The sequence below is a fragment of the Massilia sp. BGA-UO-ETr-WB1 genome (assembly GCF_059567845.1).
In genome coordinates this window covers 175,021-189,618 of record NZ_JCAQOT010000013.1, presented here as the reverse complement: position 1 = coordinate 189,618, position 14,598 = coordinate 175,021, and the positions used below count along the sequence as shown (strand labels likewise).

Here is a 14,598-nt window from a genome sequence, read left to right as displayed (position 1 = left end):
CAGAGTCTAGCGCAAAAACATCACGGCCAGCACCAGCAGGGTTGCGCCCATGGTCAGATTGAACACGCGCTGCTTGCGCGGGTCTGTCAGCAGGCGGCGGATCGAGACGCCGAACAAGGCCCACATCGCATTGCAGGGCATGCCCACCAGCGTGCCGATCACCGCCACCAGCAGCGCACCGGTGAGCGGGTTGTGCCCCGCAGGCATGAACACCGATGCCACGGTGATGGCCTTCATCCAGCTCTTCGGGTTCAGCGCCTGCAGCGCCGCAGCCTGGGCGAACGACACCGCCTTCGGCGCCTGCGCGCCATTCACCGAAGTGCCGCTGAGCTTCCACGCCAAAAACACCAGGTACAGCGAGCCGGCGATGCGCAGTACTTGCTGCGCCAGAGGGTAGGCCACGAACACGCTGCCCAGCCCGGCGCAAATCAGCATGGTCTGCACGAACATGCCGGCCTGGATGCCCAGGATGGCCGGCAGCGCGCCGCGCCCGCCGAAGTTGGCGCCGGTGGCCGCCAGCATCACGTTATTCGGCCCGGGAGTGGCCGACATCACTAGGCAATAGCTCATCAAGGGAAGGAGTTCGGTCATGGTGTGCAATCCGCAGCGTGGAGATGGCACAAGTCTAGAAGCGCGGCGGGGAGGGGACAAGGCACAAGGCCGAGGGCGCAGATGCATGCTGTATCAGCCGCTGGACAGCTACAGTTGCCACATACCGTTGCCACGGCCGCCATGGACGCAAAAAAGGCTTACGCGCCGGAGCGGGTAAGCCTTCATTGGTACTGCTGTATTCGTGGTAGGCCGTGCGGGATTCGAACCTGCGACCAACGGATTAAAAGTCCGCTGCTCTACCAGCTGAGCTAACGACCCGAAAGAGGCCGTATTATATACAGGTCGATGCGGGCTTGCAAAGGTTTTTGCGCGCCTTTTTTCTTCAGGCCAGCGCCGAGGTCACTTTCAGCACCTCCTCGGCGCTGGTGACGCCCTCGGCGATCTTGTAGGCGCCGGCGATGCGCAGCGGCTTCATGCCGTCGGCGATGCTCTGGCGGCGCAGCGCGGCGATGTCGGTTTCTTCCTGCACCTGCTGGCTGAACGCTTCCGTCACCGTCAGCAGCTCGTAGATGCCGGTGCGGCCCCGGTAGCCGGTTTGGCGGCACTCGGGGCAGCCCAGCGGGCGGTACACGCGCTCCGGCTTGGGCAGGTTCCAGGCGCCGCCTATGCCTTGCCACACGTCGTCGGCGATCTGGCCGTCCGGCGATTTGCAGTCCGGGCACAGTGTGCGCACCAGGCGCTGCGCCATGATGCCGATCAGCGTCGCTTCCAGCAGGTAGTGCGGCACGCCCAGCTCCAGCAGGCGCATCACGGCCGACGGCGCGTCGTTGGTGTGCAGCGTGGACAGCACCAGGTGCCCGGTCAGCGCGGCCTGGATCGCCATCTCGGCGGTGGCCAGGTCGCGGATCTCGCCCACCATGATGATGTCCGGGTCCTGCCGCATCAGCGCGCGCACGCCGTCGGCGAAGGACAGGTCGATGCCGGGCTGCACCTGCATCTGGTTGAAGGCCGGCTCCACCATCTCGATCGGGTCCTCCACCGTGCACACGTTGACTTCCGAGGTGGCCAGCGCCTTCAAGGTGGTGTACAGGGTGGTGGTCTTGCCCGAGCCGGTGGGGCCGGTCACCAGGATGATGCCGTGCGGGCGCTTGGTGAGCGCGTCCCAGCGCGCCGCGTCCTCCTCGGGAAAGCCCAGTTCGGGCAGGGTCTTGACCACCACTTCGGGGTCGAAGATGCGCATCACCAGCTTTTCGCCGAAGGCGGTGGGCAGGGTGGACAGGCGCAATTCGATCTCCTGGCCGCCGGCGGTGCGGGTCTTGATGCGGCCGTCCTGCGGGCGGCGCTTTTCAATCACGTCCATGCGGCCCAGCAGCTTGATGCGCGCCGTCATGGCGATCATCACCACCGCCGGCACCTGGTACACCTGGTGCAGCACGCCGTCGATGCGGAAGCGTATCGTGCCCAGGTCGCGCTTGGGCTCCAGGTGGATGTCCGAGGCGCGCTGCTCGAAGGCGTACTGCCACAGCCAGTCGACGATGTTGATCACGTGCTGGTCGTTGGCGTCCACCTGGCGGTTGCTCTTGCCCAGCTCCACCAGCTGCTCGAAGTTGTTGCGTAGCGCCAGGTCCTGGCCGTTGGACTTGTTGGCCTTCTTGATGGACTTGGCCAGCGCGAAGAATTGCGAGGTGTACTGCGCGATGTCGAGCGGATTGGAGATCACGCGGCGCACCACGCGGCGCGAAATCTTGGCGATCTCCGCTTCCCACTCGTGCGCGAACGGGTCGGCGGTGGCCACCACCAGCGTGTCCATGCTCATCTCGACGGGCAGGATGTTGAAGCGCGCCGCGTAGTTGGCGGACATCACGTCGGCCACCTTGGTGAAGTCGATCTTCAGCGGGTCGATGCGGTAGAAGGGCAGCTTGGCGTGGCCGGCCAGCCATTCGGTCAGCATGTCCAGGGTGAGCAGGCGGTGCGGCGGCTGGGCCGACAGCAGCTTGCAGTGGGCCACCGCGCACAGCGGATGCATGGAGCCGACCGTGTTCTTGAGGATGCCCTGGGCCTGCGCGTAGGAGGCCTTGACATTGGCCTTCTCGACCAGGCCATCGGCCAGCAGCCAGGTGAAGATTTGTTGCAGGTCTAGTGCTTTCATCTGGCTGGGGTCCCGGGTCTATTTTTTCAGCGCTTGCTCGATGCCCTTGACCCAGGACTTGGCAGGCAGCTTGGTGTCGGCCACGATCTGCGCGGCGCGCGCCTTCAGCGCTTCCAGGTCCATCGGGCGGGCCTGTTTGAAGGCGATCGCCACCACGTTGCCATCATGCACCTGCGGCAGGCACACCACCTGGGCGAAGGCGAATTTCATCGCCTTGATGTTCTTGGCGTAGCTCGGATGGTCGCCGAACAGGTTCACCGTCATCACGCCGCCGTCGGCCAGGCAGGCGTTGCAGGCCTGGTAGAACTCCGGCGTGTCCAGCACCGGGCCGCGCGCGGTGGCGTCGTACAGGTCCACCTGCAGCGCGTCGAGCGCGCCGTGGTTGGCCTTGTCGTTCACGAAATCCAGCGCATCCATTTCCAGCACCTGCAGGCGCCCGTCGTTCTCGGGCAGCTTGAACATCGATTCGCAGATGGCGATCACCGACGGGTTCAGCTCGATCGCGGTGACATCGGCCTGCGGAAACTGTTTATAGCAAAACTTGGTCAGCGCCGCCGTGCCCAGGCCCAGCTGGGCGATGCGCTGCGGTTGTTCGATCCACAGCATCCACGCCATCATCTGCTGAGCGTACTCCAGTTCCGGCCAGTCCGGCTTGCGGATGCGCATGGCGCCCTGCACCCACTCGGTGCCGAAGTGCAGATAGCGCACGCCGTCCTGTTCCGACAGGGTGACCGGCGCGTACTTCACCTTGCGCGGCGCTTTCGGCGCGGCGGCAGCAGTGGCAGGGCGCGAGGATTCTTCTTTTTCGATGGACTTACGTTTGATCAGCATGAGAGGGGCAGCCTGGAGGTGAGCATCTATTATCCCGCGCCTGCTTCCCGCAAAGCAAGATGCGCAGATGCAAAATGGGGTCAGGGTTAATATTCCCGAACGGGAATATTAACCCTGACCCCATTTGGGGGTACGGAAATAATCAAATAATCAGTTTTGCATCGGTTCGACGGAAACGCGCAGGCGCACGCGCTGGCCGGGGTCGAAGGACATGATGCTGGTGTAGTTGCGGCCGCGGTAGTCGTAGGTCACTTCGTAGCCGTTGGTGCGCGATTCCCAATGGTCCACGGTGCGGCACTGTTTCACCGCCTGCTCGCTGACCGCGCCCGGCTGGGCGTTCTGGTTGTCGACGCGGTCGCCCACCACGGCGCCGGCAATGGCGCCGGCCGCCGTCGCGGCAGTGCGGCCGTGGCCGCCGCCGATCTGGCTGCCCAGCAGCGCGCCGGCGATGCCGCCGACGATGGAGCCGCCCGCGCTGCGCTGCGCCGGCTGCTGCACCTGCACGTACTCTGTGCGGCACTCCTGGCGCGGCACGTTGACCTGCTCAACCTGCGGCTGCACACGCACCACGCGGCCGTAATCCTCGAATTCCGTGGCTTGCGCGAATGGCACCGCGCACAGGCACAGGGCCGACAGCATCAGTTTGGATGGCATGTTCATTTGATACCTCTTGTTTGTGTTGGATAGTCCGGGTATGCAATCCACACGGATAGGGATGGCTGTTGCTATGGTAATCCTGCCGCCCCAGCCAAAACAATGCTCATGGCAACAATTTGTAACAGCCCCCGAATCCAGGCGCAATACCGATGAAATGTTCTATTTCTTACAAAACTTGCGTTAGACATCACTTACGTGTTGATTCGCAGGATACAACACGTTACCCTAACAACCGTATGGGATCAGATTGACATAGAGAAACGCGACTCGCCGCCGGCGCAATGACCCGCCCGTGGCCTCCATGTATAGGTAACCACTATAGCGAAAAGCAAACCGTACATTAACAGGTCGATTTGAGGGAAAAATGAGTTTGTTGATAACTGTGCCGCCCAACCTTGTCCAGTCTATTCGCGCATTTCGTGTCACCGATCTGCAAGACGAGGCAGCCCGCCTGGGGCAGCACTTTTTATACGCGCATTGCAATGCCGGCCTGACCAAGCAGCAAGTGCTGGGCATCATCGCGGAGTCATTTCTTTTCCCTAAGCCGTGCGGCAAGAATTTCGAGGCGCTGCGCGTCACCCTGACCGACACCATGGCCAAGGCCGGCGAGCAGACCGGTTTCCTGATCGTGCTGGAGCAGCTGCCGAACACCCAGAAATTCGACCGCGAGGCGCGCGAGTGCCTGCTGGACGTGTTCCGCGACGCGGCCGACTTCTGGGCCGAGAAGAAAGTGCCGTTCCGCGTCTTCTATTCCTTCGAATAAAGACCCACCTCGCCGCGCAGGTATAATAGCGGGCTATGAAAAATATCGTCATCCTCATTTCTGGACGCGGCAGCAATATGGAAGCCGTGGTCCGCGCCGCGCAAGCCGAGCAATGGCCGGCCCGCATCGCGGCTGTCATCAGCAACCGTCCCGACGCGCTGGGTCTGGCCTTCGCCGACGAGCACGGCATTCCGACCGCCGTTGTCGCCAACAAGGCATTTCCGACCCGCGAGGCCTTCGACGCCGCGCTGCAGGAAGTCATCGACGGCTTCAAGCCGGACCTGGTGGTGCTGGCCGGCTTCATGCGCATCCTGACCCCGGCGTTCACGGCCCACTATGAAGGCCGCATGCTGAACATTCACCCGTCGCTGCTGCCGCTGTTCCCCGGACTGCACACGCACGAGCAGGCGCTGGCGGCCGGCATGAAGGAACACGGAGCGACGGTGCATTTCGTTACCGCCGAACTCGATCACGGTCCGATGGTGGACCAGGCCACGGTGCCGGTGCTGCCGGACGACACGCCCGCCACGCTGGCTGCGCGCCTGCTGGTGCAAGAGCACCAGCTGTATCCGCGCGCCATCCGCTGGTTTGTCGAAGACCGGCTGACGATAGTGGACGGCAAGGTCATCGTTGACCACAACAAGTAATTAACCAAGGAATTCCATGAGATTGCCACCAGCGATCCTCGCCAGCACCGAAGAAGTGCTGCGCGAGATTTTGCGCTTTACCGCCCCCGCCGACAGCACCCTGTCGCGCTATTTCAAAGACCATCCCCGCCTCGGCGGCCGCGAGCGCGGCGCCATCGCCGAGGGCGTGTACGCCGTGCTGCGCAACCGCGCCTTCTTCACCGACCAGTCGGAAGCGGGCAGCGGCGCCACCATGCGCCGTTTGACCCTGCTGGGCCTGGCCGACGCCGTGGGCGCGGACTCGCTGGGCGGCGTCACGCCGGAAGAGCTGGAGTGGATCGAGCGCGTGATGCAGATCGACCGCAAGCTGATGCACAAGTCGATGCGTTCGAACATGCCGAAGTGGCTGTTCGAGAAGCTGGTGGCCCAGTTCGGCGAGGAAGAGGCGCTGCTGCTGGCCGACGCGCTGAACACCCCGGCCCCGCTGGACCTGCGCGTGAACACCATGAAGTCCGGCCGCGACGAAGTGATCGCCGAACTGGCGCAAGCGCCGATCGCCGCCGATCCGACCCCGTACGCGCCGCTGGGCCTGCGCGTGCACAAGAAGCCGCAGCTGCAGAACCTGCCGCTGTTCAAGAGCGGCGCCATCGAGGTGCAGGACGAGGGCAGCCAGGTGCTGGCCCAGATCCTGGGCGCCAAGCGCGGCGAGATGGTGGTGGACTTCTGCGCCGGCGCCGGCGGCAAGACGCTGGCGCTGGGCGCGCTGATGCGCAACACCGGCCGCCTGTACGCGTTCGACGTGTCCGAAAAGCGCCTGGCCAAGCTGAAGCCGCGCCTGGCGCGCTCCGGCCTGTCCAACGTGCACCCAGTGCAGATCGCGCACGAGCGCGACGCCAAGATCAAGCGCCTGGCCGGCAAGATCGACCGCGTGCTGGTCGACGCGCCGTGCTCGGGCATGGGCACGCTGCGCCGCAACCCGGACGTCAAGTGGCGCCAGGCTGAGAGCGCCATCGGCGAAATGCACGACAAGCAGATCGCCATCCTGGCCGGCGCCGCGCGCCTGGTCAAAGGCGGCGGCCGCCTGGTGTACGCCACCTGCTCGTTCCTGAACGAAGAAAACGACGACGTGGCGGCCGACTTCCTGGCCAATCACCCGGACTTCGAACTGGTGCCGATGAGCAAAGTGCTGGCCGAGCAGAAGATCGCGCTGGAGATGGGCGACTACCTGAAACTGCTGCCGCACAAGCACCAGACCGACGGCTTCTTCGCCGCCGTGTTCGAGCGCAAGCCGATGCCGAAGAAGGCCAAGCCCGAGCCGGAAGCTGACGCAGGCGACGCGGACAGCGCAGACTAAGTAAGATGGGGCCGGCCGCTGAGCTGGCCCTTTTTCCATCTACCCGTGAGAACGATGAAGCAAGAACCCCTGAAGAACCTGATTACCGACCTGTTAACCGACCTGCGCGACCCCGGCCTGATGTGGCAGATGGGCGCGCTGGTGCTGGCCATCGTGCTGGGCTATGTGCTGTCCGGCCTGCTGCGCAAGCGCATCACGGCGCACGAACCGGCCACCGGCATGGCGCGCTTCGGCGTGGAAAGCTTCAGCCGCGTGATCGGCCCGCTGGCCATCGCTTGCCTGATCTTCATCGCCCAGGTGGTGCTGGCGCGCTACCAGAAAGTGCATCTGCTGAAGGTGGCGCTGCCGATCTTCGGCTCGCTGGCGGCGATCCGCTTCGTGTTCTTCCTGCTGCGCCGCGTGTTCGCGCGGCGCGGCGGCGAAATCGGCGCCACCATGCTGACCTTCGAGAAGATCTTCCAGTTGCTGGTGTGGGCCTGCGTGGCCATGTACATCACCGGCTTGTGGGACGACGTGTTCTTCTACCTCGAGCACACGGTGCTGCCGCTGGGCAAGAACAAGGTGTCGGTGGCCGACATCCTGCAGGCGGCCATCTCGGTGGCGGTGCTGCTGATGCTGGCGCTGTGGGCCGGCGCGGCGCTGGAAGAACGCCTGATGGGCTTGCAGACCGTGCACTCCAGCCTGCGCGTGGTGCTGGCCCGCTTCGGCCGCGCGCTGCTGATCGTGGTGGCGGTGCTGGGCAGCCTGTCCATGGTGGGCATCGACCTGACCGTGCTGTCGGTGTTCGGCGGCGCGCTGGGCGTGGGCCTGGGCCTGGGCTTGCAGAAGATCGCCAGCAACTACGTGTCCGGCTTCATCATCCTGCTGGACCGCAGCCTGACCATCGGCGACATGATCACGGTGGACAAATACAGCGGCCGGGTAACGCAGATCAACACCCGCTACACCGTGCTGCAGGGCCTGGACGGCGTGGAGTCCATCGTGCCGAACGAAATGCTGGTGTCGGGCGCGGTGCAAAACTCCTCGCTGTCGAACAAGAACCTGTGGCTGACCACCAAAGTGTCGGTCGCATACGACACCGACGTCGACCTGGCGCTGGGCTTGCTGGAGCAGGCTGCGCTGTCGATCGAGCGGGTGGTGAAGGACAAGCCGCCGTCGGCTTCGCTGGTCAATTTCGGCGCCGACGGGCTCGACCTGCAGGTGGGCTGGTGGATAGCGGACCCGGAAAACGGCCGCGGCGGGGTGACTTCGGACGTCAACCGCGCGATCTGGAAAGCCTTGCAGGAACACCAAATCTCGGTGCCATTCCCGCAACGGGAGATGCGCATCATCGGTCCAGTACCGTTACCAGAAGATACAGAAACGCCTAAAAAATAGTCAAGCGCTGCTGGCTGGCCGCTCAAACGAGGGGTGTTTCAGCGTACAATGACGCACAACAATAGATGTTCCGGCGGGTTACAGCAAGCCGCGCCGGCGCATGGGACACCCTCTCTGGAGTAGTAATGACTTTTAGTTTACAAGCAGTTCTCGAGTTCTTGAGTAATGGCATCACCGGCGCATCGGGCTGGCAAGTATTTGCCTTCACCATGATCGTCACCCATATCACCATCGCCAGCGTCACCATTTATCTGCACCGCCACCAGGCGCACCGCGCGCTGGAGCTGCACGCCATTCCGAGCCACTTCTTCCGCTTCTGGCTGTGGCTGACCACCGGCCAGGTGACCAAGGAGTGGGCCGCCATCCACCGCAAACACCACGCCAAGTGCGACACCGAGGAAGATCCGCACAGCCCGGTCACGCGCGGCATCAAGAAAGTCTTCTGGGAAGGCGCTGAGCTGTACCGCGCCGAATCCAAGAACCTGGAGACCATGGAGAAATACGGCCATGGCACGCCGACGGACTGGATCGAACGCAACCTGTACACCAAATACAGCTGGATGGGCGTGGTGCTGATGGCCGTCATCGACCTGGCGCTGTTCGGCGTGATCGGCGCCACCGTGTGGGCTGTGCAGATGATGTGGATCCCTGTCACCGCCGCCGGCATCATCAACGGCATCGGCCACTACTGGGGCTACCGCAACTACGATTGCGCCGACGCCGCCACCAACATCATTCCGTTCGGCATTATTATCGGCGGCGAAGAGCTGCATAATAACCATCACACCTTTGCCACCTCGGCCAAGCTGTCGTCCAAATGGTATGAGTTCGATATCGGCTGGTTCTATATCCGCACGCTGGAAACCGTGGGCCTGGCCAAGGTAAAGAAAGTGGCGCCTGCGCCGAAATTCCAGCACGGTAAATTGGAAGCCGACCTGGAAACGCTGCAATCGGTGATCGCCAACCGCTACGACGTGATGGCCAAATATGCCAAGTCGATGAAAAGCGCGTGGAAAGAAGAGCTGGAGCATTTGAAAGACAAAGCGCAGCTGGAAGCGCGCTTTCTGAAATCGTCGCGTAAATTCCTGACGCGTGAACCGGGTAAGCTGGAAGCGCCGCAAAAGCAGCAATTGGTGGAATTGTTCGAGCACAGCAAAGCGTTGGAAACCATGCACAATATGCGCGTGGAATTGGGCGTGATCTGGGAACGTTCCCATTTCACCCGCGACCAGCTACTGCACAAGCTGCAAGACTGGTGCAACCGCGCGGAAGCATCGGGCATTAAATCCCTGCAGGATTTCTCGCTCCGCCTGCGCAGCTACGCATAAATCAGTATCGCCCCACAAAAACGGCCCGCTCGGGCCGTTTTTTTATTCCCTTTCGATTTGTATCCAGTTCCCTTACTGCTCAATTTATTGAATGGTGGATAGCGTCTTTGCTTTCCTTGCGCAGGCATTGGCCGAGGGACATGTCGTTTCATGCCAGTTTCTGGCATATTCATGCTAGAAGCGGGCTCGATCGGCTTGCGGCGCACTGACGATGAAGGCATTCATTTCTGCTGGCCGCTGGCGCAAACCATGCATTTGGTCGGCGTGGCGATTGAAAAGGGCGAAGGCGAGGGTGATGCCGCTTCCAAGGATTTGCAGACGGTTAAAGCCAAGGTGGTATTTAATTATTATGTGCGGCAGCATGCGTCAGTAACCGTATAACATAAGCTGGGCAATCAGCCCGGCGAGCGCATTGTCGTGCCAGTCGTGCATGAAGCGGTAAAAGCCGTCACGGCACGTTATACCGCCGAGGAATCGTAAGCTTTAATTTCAGTAAAACCTTCGACGAGGCAATTGAAGCCAAGACCACGGCCGAGCAATTAAATTACCGGCCACAATGGCGGGCGGGGCGGGGCGGGGCCGTTTATCAGTCTGCCGACCAGGCAATAAAAAAGGCCGCTCAGTGAGCGGCCTTTTTATTTGAAACAAGGATCGATTACTTGATCTTGGTTTCTTTGTACAGAACGTGCTTGCGTGCCTTAGGATCGAACTTCATGATCTCCATTTTGGTAGGCATGGTGCGCTTGTTCTTGTCGGTGGTGTAGAAGTGACCGGTACCTGCGGTCGATTCCAGCTTGATTTTGTCGCGGCCAGTTTTTGCCATGATAGTGACTCCCTATTAGACTTTTTCGCCGCGGGCACGCATGTCGGCCAGGACGGCGTCGATGCCGACCTTGTCGATTACGCGCAGACCGGCGTTGGACAGACGCAGGGAGACCCAGCGATTTTCAGATTCAACAAAGATACGACGGTTCTGCAGGTTAGGCAGGAAACGACGTTTAGTTTTGTTGTTTGCATGGGAAACATTGTTGCCGACCATCGGCTTCTTCCCAGTGACTTGGCAAACACGTGCCATGGCGCACTCCTTGAATAGATTCCACAATTGGAAAAAACAAGAGTATATAGAAAAAACTGAGCTTTTTCAACGACTTGCGAAAAACAATTGTGTCTTGAACTTGTGCATAAATTTAACAATTGTAAAATCCGCCTCCAAACCCTTGTTTTTCATAGGTAAACTGCTAGCGGAGGCTGTGGTTTTCAGAGCTGGCCGTGCTCGGCGAAGGAGTGCACCTGGTGGCCGGCGACGACGAAATGGTCGAGGATGCGTACGTCCACCAGCGCCAGGGCCTGCACCAGCGCCCGCGTCAGCACCAGGTCCGACTCGCTGGGCTCGGGCGCGCCGGACGGGTGGTTGTGCGCCAGCATCACGCTGGCGGCGTTGCGCGCCAGCGCCTCGCGCACCACTTCGCGCGGATACACACTGGTGTGGGACAGGGTGCCGCGAAACAGCTCGCGCGAGTCGATCAGGCGGTTCTTCACATCCAGGAACAGCACGTGGAAGGATTCGTAGGGCTGCGAGCCCAGCGCCAGGCGCAGGTATTGTTTGACGGCGGCGGGCGAACTGAGCGTTTGCCCGGCCTGCAACTGCTCGCCGACCGCGCGCCGCGCCAGCTCCATCACCGCCTGCAGTTGGGCGAATTTGGCCGTGCCCAGGCCGGGGATGGCGGAAAAGTCGTGCAGGGTGGCCGCGAACAGCCCTTGCAGCGATCCGAAATGGACCACCATGTCGCGCGCCAGCTCCACCGCGTTCTTGCCGCGCACACCCACCCGCAGGAACACCGCCAGCAGTTCGGCGTCGGACAGGGCGGTGGCGCCCTCGCGTATCAGGCGCTCGCGCGGGCGCTGATGCTCTGGCCAATCGGCAATTCCCATGCTGGACCTCGCTGCGCCGGGAACACCCCGGCCTGGTCCAGTATTGTTGTCGGATTGTTAGCGGCGGCGTTTGTCCCGGCGCAAGCCGGGGCCAAGTATTTAGTCTGTGGGCGGCTCAGCGCGCCAGTGCGAAGGCGCCGGCGGCCACCAGCACCATGCCCAGCATGCGGGTGGCCGTCATGGCCTCGCCCAGCACGGCATAGCCGATCAGCAGCACAGTGGCCATGGTAATGGCCGTCATCAGGGGATAGGCCAGCGTCATCGGCAGCTTTTGCAGCGTAATGGTGTAGCAGACGAAGCCCAGCCCGTACACCGTGCAGGCGGCGCCCAGGTAGGCCAGGCGCTGGATGCTCCAGCCGTCGCCGGCCCCATGCGACAGCTTAATAAGGAAGGTGGCGCCGGCGCTGGCCAGCGAGGCCAGGGCGCACCAGAAGTAACCGTTCAGTACAGGATTCATATATAAAGGATAAAAGCGGGCGAATCCTTCAGAATATCACGCGGCGGCGCGCAGTTCCTCCGGCTCGGCGGCGGCGCTGCGCTCCAGCCAGGGCCGGCAGGCGGCGACGGCGAACGGTATCAGGAACGGGTACAGTCCCCAGATGGCGCGGCCATCCACCCGTACCGACAGCGCGGCATACAGCGGCGGCAAGGCCATGAGCAGCAGCAGGCGCTTGAACGGCCGCAGTTGCGGCAAGGTTTGGCGCATGCCCAGCAGGGCCAGCGGCAGCACCAGTCCGGCCGCCAGCGCGATCGACGCCAGCGAGCGCCGGTCGCGCAGCGCCTCGGCCACGCGCGCCAGGCTGGGCACCCAGGTGTAGCTGGGCAGGCCGCCGATGATCCACCAGCGCACCGCCAGCATCCATGCCAGCGCTGCCGCCAGCGCCAGCAGGCCGGCGCGCCAGCCGATCTGGCGCGCAATGAGCAGCCAGAACAGCAGGACGATGTTTTCTTCACGCACGCCGCTGCCGATCACGCCGGCCAGTGCCGCCAGCCAGGGTTGGCCGGACACCAGGGCCAGCACGAAGGCGGCACGGGCGCATACCGAGCCGGGGTCGACCAGCAGGTAGGGCGCGTACCAGAAGGTGGGTACCGAGCACACCAGCAGCAGGCCGGCGGCGACCGCGCCATCGCGGCCCAGGCCCAGGCGCTGGACGCTCAGCGCCGTCATGCAGGCGGCGGCCGACACCAGCAGCCAGTTCAGCAGCGCAAAATTGTTGCGCACGTCGCCCGGGATGGCGGCGGCGGCGGCGGGTACCAGCAGGCGGTAGGGGAAGGGCGCCACCAGCTCGCTGAAAGGTATTTCACCGCGCAGGTAGCGCGCGGTATTAAAGTAGTGCAGAGAATCCTCCACGGTGCCGCCCCAGCGCCACCACATGACGGCAAGGGCGAGCGCGGTAAAGCCGGCGACGGCCAGCAGCAGGGGCCGCCACTCGAGGCGGACGGTGGTTTTCGGATAGGCGTACGGCACGGGGAAGAGGAAATTAATCATGGCGGCGCATTCTATGCGATTTCAGCGGAAAAATGGCGTTTCTATCAACATGTGCCCGCGGATGCGGAGTGGCTTACAATAGCGTTTTCAAGTTTTCTGCCTATCATGTCCAACGCACAACCCCCAGTCGTCACCGCTTCGGCCTACCTCACGCTGCATTACCGCCTTGCCACCGTGGACGGCACCGATATCGTCACCACGTTCAACGGCACCCCCGCCACGCTGATGCTGGGCCAGGGCCAGCTGGCGCCGGTGCTGGAACAGCTGCTGCTGGGCCTGCCGGAAGGCACGCACAAGACTTTCGACCTGGAGCCGGGTGTCGGCTTCGGCCCGCGCAACCCGGAGCTGGTGCGCCCCGTGTCGCGCGCCACGCTGGACGCCAACTCGGTGCCCGGCGCCGACTATAAAGTGGGCGACCTGGTGGACTTCGCCGCCCCGGGCGGCGGCCGTTTCGCCGGCGTGCTGCGCGAACTGGGCGAAACCGAAGCGCTGTTCGACTTCAACCACCCGCTGGCCGGCCAGCCGGTGCGTTTTGAAGTGAACCTCATTTCCGTGCTGTAAAGGAACCGCCATGGACAAGGAAATCCTGCTGGCCCAGCCGCGCGGCTTCTGCGCCGGCGTCGACCGCGCCATTGAAATCGTCGAGCGCGCGCTGCAGCAGTTCGGCGCGCCGATCTATGTGCGTCACGAAATCGTGCACAACGCCTACGTGGTGGCGGACCTGCGCAGCAAGGGCGCGATATTCATCGAAGACCTGGCCGACGTTCCGGCCGGCCAGACGCTGGTGTTCTCGGCGCACGGCGTGTCGAAAGCGGTGCGGGCCGAAGCGGACGCGCGCGGCTTCAGCATTTTCGACGCCACCTGCCCGCTGGTGACCAAGGTGCACGTTGAAGTGGCCAAGATGCGCAAGCAGGGCTGCGAGATCGTCATGATCGGCCACGACGGCCACCCGGAAGTGGAAGGCACCATGGGCCAGACCGACGAGGGCATGCACCTGGTGGAAACCGTGGCCGACGTGGCCAAGCTGAACGTGGCCAACCCGGACGCGCTGGCCTATGTTTCGCAAACAACGTTGTCAGTTGACGACACCGCGGACATTATCGAGGCCCTGAAACAAAAATATCCCAACATTATCGAGCCGAAAAAAGGCGACATCTGCTACGCCACCACCAACCGCCAGGAAGCCGTGAAATTCATGGCGCCGCAAGTGGAACTGGTGATCGTGGTGGGCAGCCCGAACAGCTCCAATTCGAACCGCCTGCGCGAAGTGGCGGAGAAGAAGGGCACCCCGGCCTACATGATCGACAACGCCTCGCAGATCGACCCAGCCTGGCTGGAAGGCAAGCTGCGCGTGGGCGTGACGGCTGGCGCGTCGGCGCCGGAAGTGCTGGTGCAGGCCGTGATCGACCGCCTGAAAGAGCTGGGCGCGCGCAGCGTGCGGGCACTGGACGGCGTGCAGGAAGCGGTGACTTTCCCACTGCCGAAAGGACTGGATGGTCCCAAAGATGGCGCAACAATCGCAGCTAACGTCTGATATCTC

Annotated in this window: 17 protein-coding genes and 1 tRNA gene; 8 read left to right on the top strand and 10 right to left on the bottom strand. The window is 62.9% G+C overall.

What is annotated here, in order from left to right:
• Nucleotides 1-6 precede the first annotated feature (6 nt).
• The 5 genes from AC56DV_RS02290 to AC56DV_RS02270 all read right to left on the bottom strand — a co-directional run bounded on the left by AC56DV_RS02290 (nt 7) and on the right by AC56DV_RS02270 (nt 4,192).
• Entirely contained in the window at nt 7-591 is a 585-nt protein-coding gene (locus AC56DV_RS02290) for a LysE family translocator (RefSeq protein ID WP_496312680.1), read from the bottom strand.
• Between the two features lie 203 nt (nt 592-794).
• Nucleotides 795-870, bottom strand: a tRNA-Lys gene (locus AC56DV_RS02285).
• Nucleotides 871-934: 64 nt separating this feature from the next.
• The gene (tfpB, locus tag AC56DV_RS02280; protein WP_496312679.1) at nt 935-2,701 is read right to left on the bottom strand and encodes a type IV pilus assembly ATPase TfpB; all 1,767 of its coding nucleotides are present in this window, start codon (nt 2,699-2,701) and stop codon (nt 935-937) included.
• Nucleotides 2,702-2,719: 18 nt separating this feature from the next.
• Entirely contained in the window at nt 2,720-3,532 is an 813-nt protein-coding gene (locus AC56DV_RS02275) for a spermine/spermidine synthase domain-containing protein (RefSeq protein ID WP_496312678.1), read from the bottom strand.
• A gap of 150 nt (nt 3,533-3,682) precedes the next feature.
• A complete protein-coding gene (locus AC56DV_RS02270; protein WP_496312677.1) occupies nt 3,683-4,192 on the bottom strand; it encodes a glycine zipper 2TM domain-containing protein in 510 nt (169 codons plus the stop codon).
• 361 nt (nt 4,193-4,553) lie between these two features.
• On the opposite strand from AC56DV_RS02270, the gene AC56DV_RS02265 reads away from it, so the two are divergent.
• The 6 genes from AC56DV_RS02265 to AC56DV_RS02240 all read left to right on the top strand — a co-directional run bounded on the left by AC56DV_RS02265 (nt 4,554) and on the right by AC56DV_RS02240 (nt 10,018).
• Nucleotides 4,554-4,952: a barstar family protein gene (locus AC56DV_RS02265; protein WP_057157449.1), complete on the top strand. Its 399-nt coding sequence runs from the start codon at nt 4,554-4,556 to the stop codon at nt 4,950-4,952.
• 35 nt (nt 4,953-4,987) lie between these two features.
• Entirely contained in the window at nt 4,988-5,599 is a 612-nt protein-coding gene (gene purN / locus AC56DV_RS02260; RefSeq protein ID WP_496312676.1) for a phosphoribosylglycinamide formyltransferase, read from the top strand.
• Between the two features lie 16 nt (nt 5,600-5,615).
• Nucleotides 5,616-6,932, top strand: coding sequence for an RsmB/NOP family class I SAM-dependent RNA methyltransferase (locus tag AC56DV_RS02255; protein WP_496312675.1), 1,317 nt, complete (start codon nt 5,616-5,618; stop codon nt 6,930-6,932).
• Between the two features lie 54 nt (nt 6,933-6,986).
• On the top strand, nt 6,987-8,309 hold the full coding sequence (locus AC56DV_RS02250; RefSeq protein WP_496312674.1) for a mechanosensitive ion channel family protein: 1,323 nt from the start codon (nt 6,987-6,989) through the stop codon (nt 8,307-8,309).
• A gap of 125 nt (nt 8,310-8,434) precedes the next feature.
• Entirely contained in the window at nt 8,435-9,637 is a 1,203-nt protein-coding gene (locus AC56DV_RS02245) for a DesA family fatty acid desaturase (protein WP_496312673.1), read from the top strand.
• Between the two features lie 171 nt (nt 9,638-9,808).
• A complete protein-coding gene (locus tag AC56DV_RS02240; RefSeq protein ID WP_496312672.1) occupies nt 9,809-10,018 on the top strand; it encodes an SPFH domain-containing protein in 210 nt (69 codons plus the stop codon).
• Nucleotides 10,019-10,292: 274 nt separating this feature from the next.
• On the opposite strand, the gene rpmG is transcribed toward AC56DV_RS02240, so the two are convergent.
• The 5 genes from rpmG to AC56DV_RS02215 all read right to left on the bottom strand — a co-directional run bounded on the left by rpmG (nt 10,293) and on the right by AC56DV_RS02215 (nt 13,058).
• Nucleotides 10,293-10,460 carry a 50S ribosomal protein L33 gene (gene rpmG, locus AC56DV_RS02235; RefSeq protein WP_056393804.1) on the bottom strand — a complete coding sequence of 56 codons (168 nt, stop codon included), beginning with the start codon at nt 10,458-10,460 and terminating at the stop codon, nt 10,293-10,295.
• A gap of 15 nt (nt 10,461-10,475) precedes the next feature.
• Entirely contained in the window at nt 10,476-10,712 is a 237-nt protein-coding gene (rpmB, locus tag AC56DV_RS02230) for a 50S ribosomal protein L28 (RefSeq protein ID WP_008451488.1), read from the bottom strand.
• A 182-nt stretch (nt 10,713-10,894) separates the two neighbouring features.
• Nucleotides 10,895-11,569 carry a RadC family protein gene (radC, locus tag AC56DV_RS02225; protein ID WP_496312671.1) on the bottom strand — a complete coding sequence of 225 codons (675 nt, stop codon included), beginning with the start codon at nt 11,567-11,569 and terminating at the stop codon, nt 10,895-10,897.
• Nucleotides 11,570-11,684: 115 nt separating this feature from the next.
• The gene (locus AC56DV_RS02220) at nt 11,685-12,026 is read right to left on the bottom strand and encodes a DMT family transporter (RefSeq protein WP_496312670.1); all 342 of its coding nucleotides are present in this window, start codon (nt 12,024-12,026) and stop codon (nt 11,685-11,687) included.
• A 36-nt stretch (nt 12,027-12,062) separates the two neighbouring features.
• Nucleotides 12,063-13,058 (bottom strand): hypothetical protein, encoded by a 996-nt coding sequence (locus AC56DV_RS02215; protein WP_496312669.1) that lies wholly within the window; start codon nt 13,056-13,058, stop codon nt 12,063-12,065.
• Nucleotides 13,059-13,163: 105 nt separating this feature from the next.
• Between AC56DV_RS02215 and AC56DV_RS02210 the strand changes: the two genes are divergently transcribed.
• Together AC56DV_RS02210 and ispH are read left to right on the top strand one after the other, a co-directional pair.
• Nucleotides 13,164-13,619 carry an FKBP-type peptidyl-prolyl cis-trans isomerase gene (locus AC56DV_RS02210; RefSeq protein ID WP_496312668.1) on the top strand — a complete coding sequence of 152 codons (456 nt, stop codon included), beginning with the start codon at nt 13,164-13,166 and terminating at the stop codon, nt 13,617-13,619.
• A 10-nt stretch (nt 13,620-13,629) separates the two neighbouring features.
• A complete protein-coding gene (gene ispH, locus AC56DV_RS02205; RefSeq protein WP_496312667.1) occupies nt 13,630-14,592 on the top strand; it encodes a 4-hydroxy-3-methylbut-2-enyl diphosphate reductase in 963 nt (320 codons plus the stop codon).
• Nucleotides 14,593-14,598 lie beyond the last annotated feature (6 nt).

What these genes read in the sequence shown, in the direction of transcription:
- AC56DV_RS02290 (WP_496312680.1), bottom strand. Translation starts at nt 591, where the DNA reads ATGACCGAACTCCTTCCCTTGATGAGCTATTGCCTAGTGATGTCGGCC.
- tfpB (WP_496312679.1), bottom strand. Translation starts at nt 2,701, where the DNA reads ATGAAAGCACTAGACCTGCAACAAATCTTCACCTGGCTGCTGGCCGAT.
- AC56DV_RS02275 (WP_496312678.1), bottom strand. Translation starts at nt 3,532, where the DNA reads ATGCTGATCAAACGTAAGTCCATCGAAAAAGAAGAATCCTCGCGCCCT.
- AC56DV_RS02270 (WP_496312677.1), bottom strand. Translation starts at nt 4,192, where the DNA reads ATGAACATGCCATCCAAACTGATGCTGTCGGCCCTGTGCCTGTGCGCG.
- AC56DV_RS02265 (WP_057157449.1), top strand. Translation starts at nt 4,554, where the DNA reads ATGAGTTTGTTGATAACTGTGCCGCCCAACCTTGTCCAGTCTATTCGC.
- purN (WP_496312676.1), top strand. Translation starts at nt 4,988, where the DNA reads ATGAAAAATATCGTCATCCTCATTTCTGGACGCGGCAGCAATATGGAA.
- AC56DV_RS02255 (WP_496312675.1), top strand. Translation starts at nt 5,616, where the DNA reads ATGAGATTGCCACCAGCGATCCTCGCCAGCACCGAAGAAGTGCTGCGC.
- AC56DV_RS02250 (WP_496312674.1), top strand. Translation starts at nt 6,987, where the DNA reads ATGAAGCAAGAACCCCTGAAGAACCTGATTACCGACCTGTTAACCGAC.
- AC56DV_RS02245 (WP_496312673.1), top strand. Translation starts at nt 8,435, where the DNA reads ATGACTTTTAGTTTACAAGCAGTTCTCGAGTTCTTGAGTAATGGCATC.
- AC56DV_RS02240 (WP_496312672.1), top strand. Translation starts at nt 9,809, where the DNA reads ATGCTAGAAGCGGGCTCGATCGGCTTGCGGCGCACTGACGATGAAGGC.
- rpmG (WP_056393804.1), bottom strand. Translation starts at nt 10,460, where the DNA reads ATGGCAAAAACTGGCCGCGACAAAATCAAGCTGGAATCGACCGCAGGT.
- rpmB (WP_008451488.1), bottom strand. Translation starts at nt 10,712, where the DNA reads ATGGCACGTGTTTGCCAAGTCACTGGGAAGAAGCCGATGGTCGGCAAC.
- radC (WP_496312671.1), bottom strand. Translation starts at nt 11,569, where the DNA reads ATGGGAATTGCCGATTGGCCAGAGCATCAGCGCCCGCGCGAGCGCCTG.
- AC56DV_RS02220 (WP_496312670.1), bottom strand. Translation starts at nt 12,026, where the DNA reads ATGAATCCTGTACTGAACGGTTACTTCTGGTGCGCCCTGGCCTCGCTG.
- AC56DV_RS02215 (WP_496312669.1), bottom strand. Translation starts at nt 13,058, where the DNA reads ATGATTAATTTCCTCTTCCCCGTGCCGTACGCCTATCCGAAAACCACC.
- AC56DV_RS02210 (WP_496312668.1), top strand. Translation starts at nt 13,164, where the DNA reads ATGTCCAACGCACAACCCCCAGTCGTCACCGCTTCGGCCTACCTCACG.
- ispH (WP_496312667.1), top strand. Translation starts at nt 13,630, where the DNA reads ATGGACAAGGAAATCCTGCTGGCCCAGCCGCGCGGCTTCTGCGCCGGC.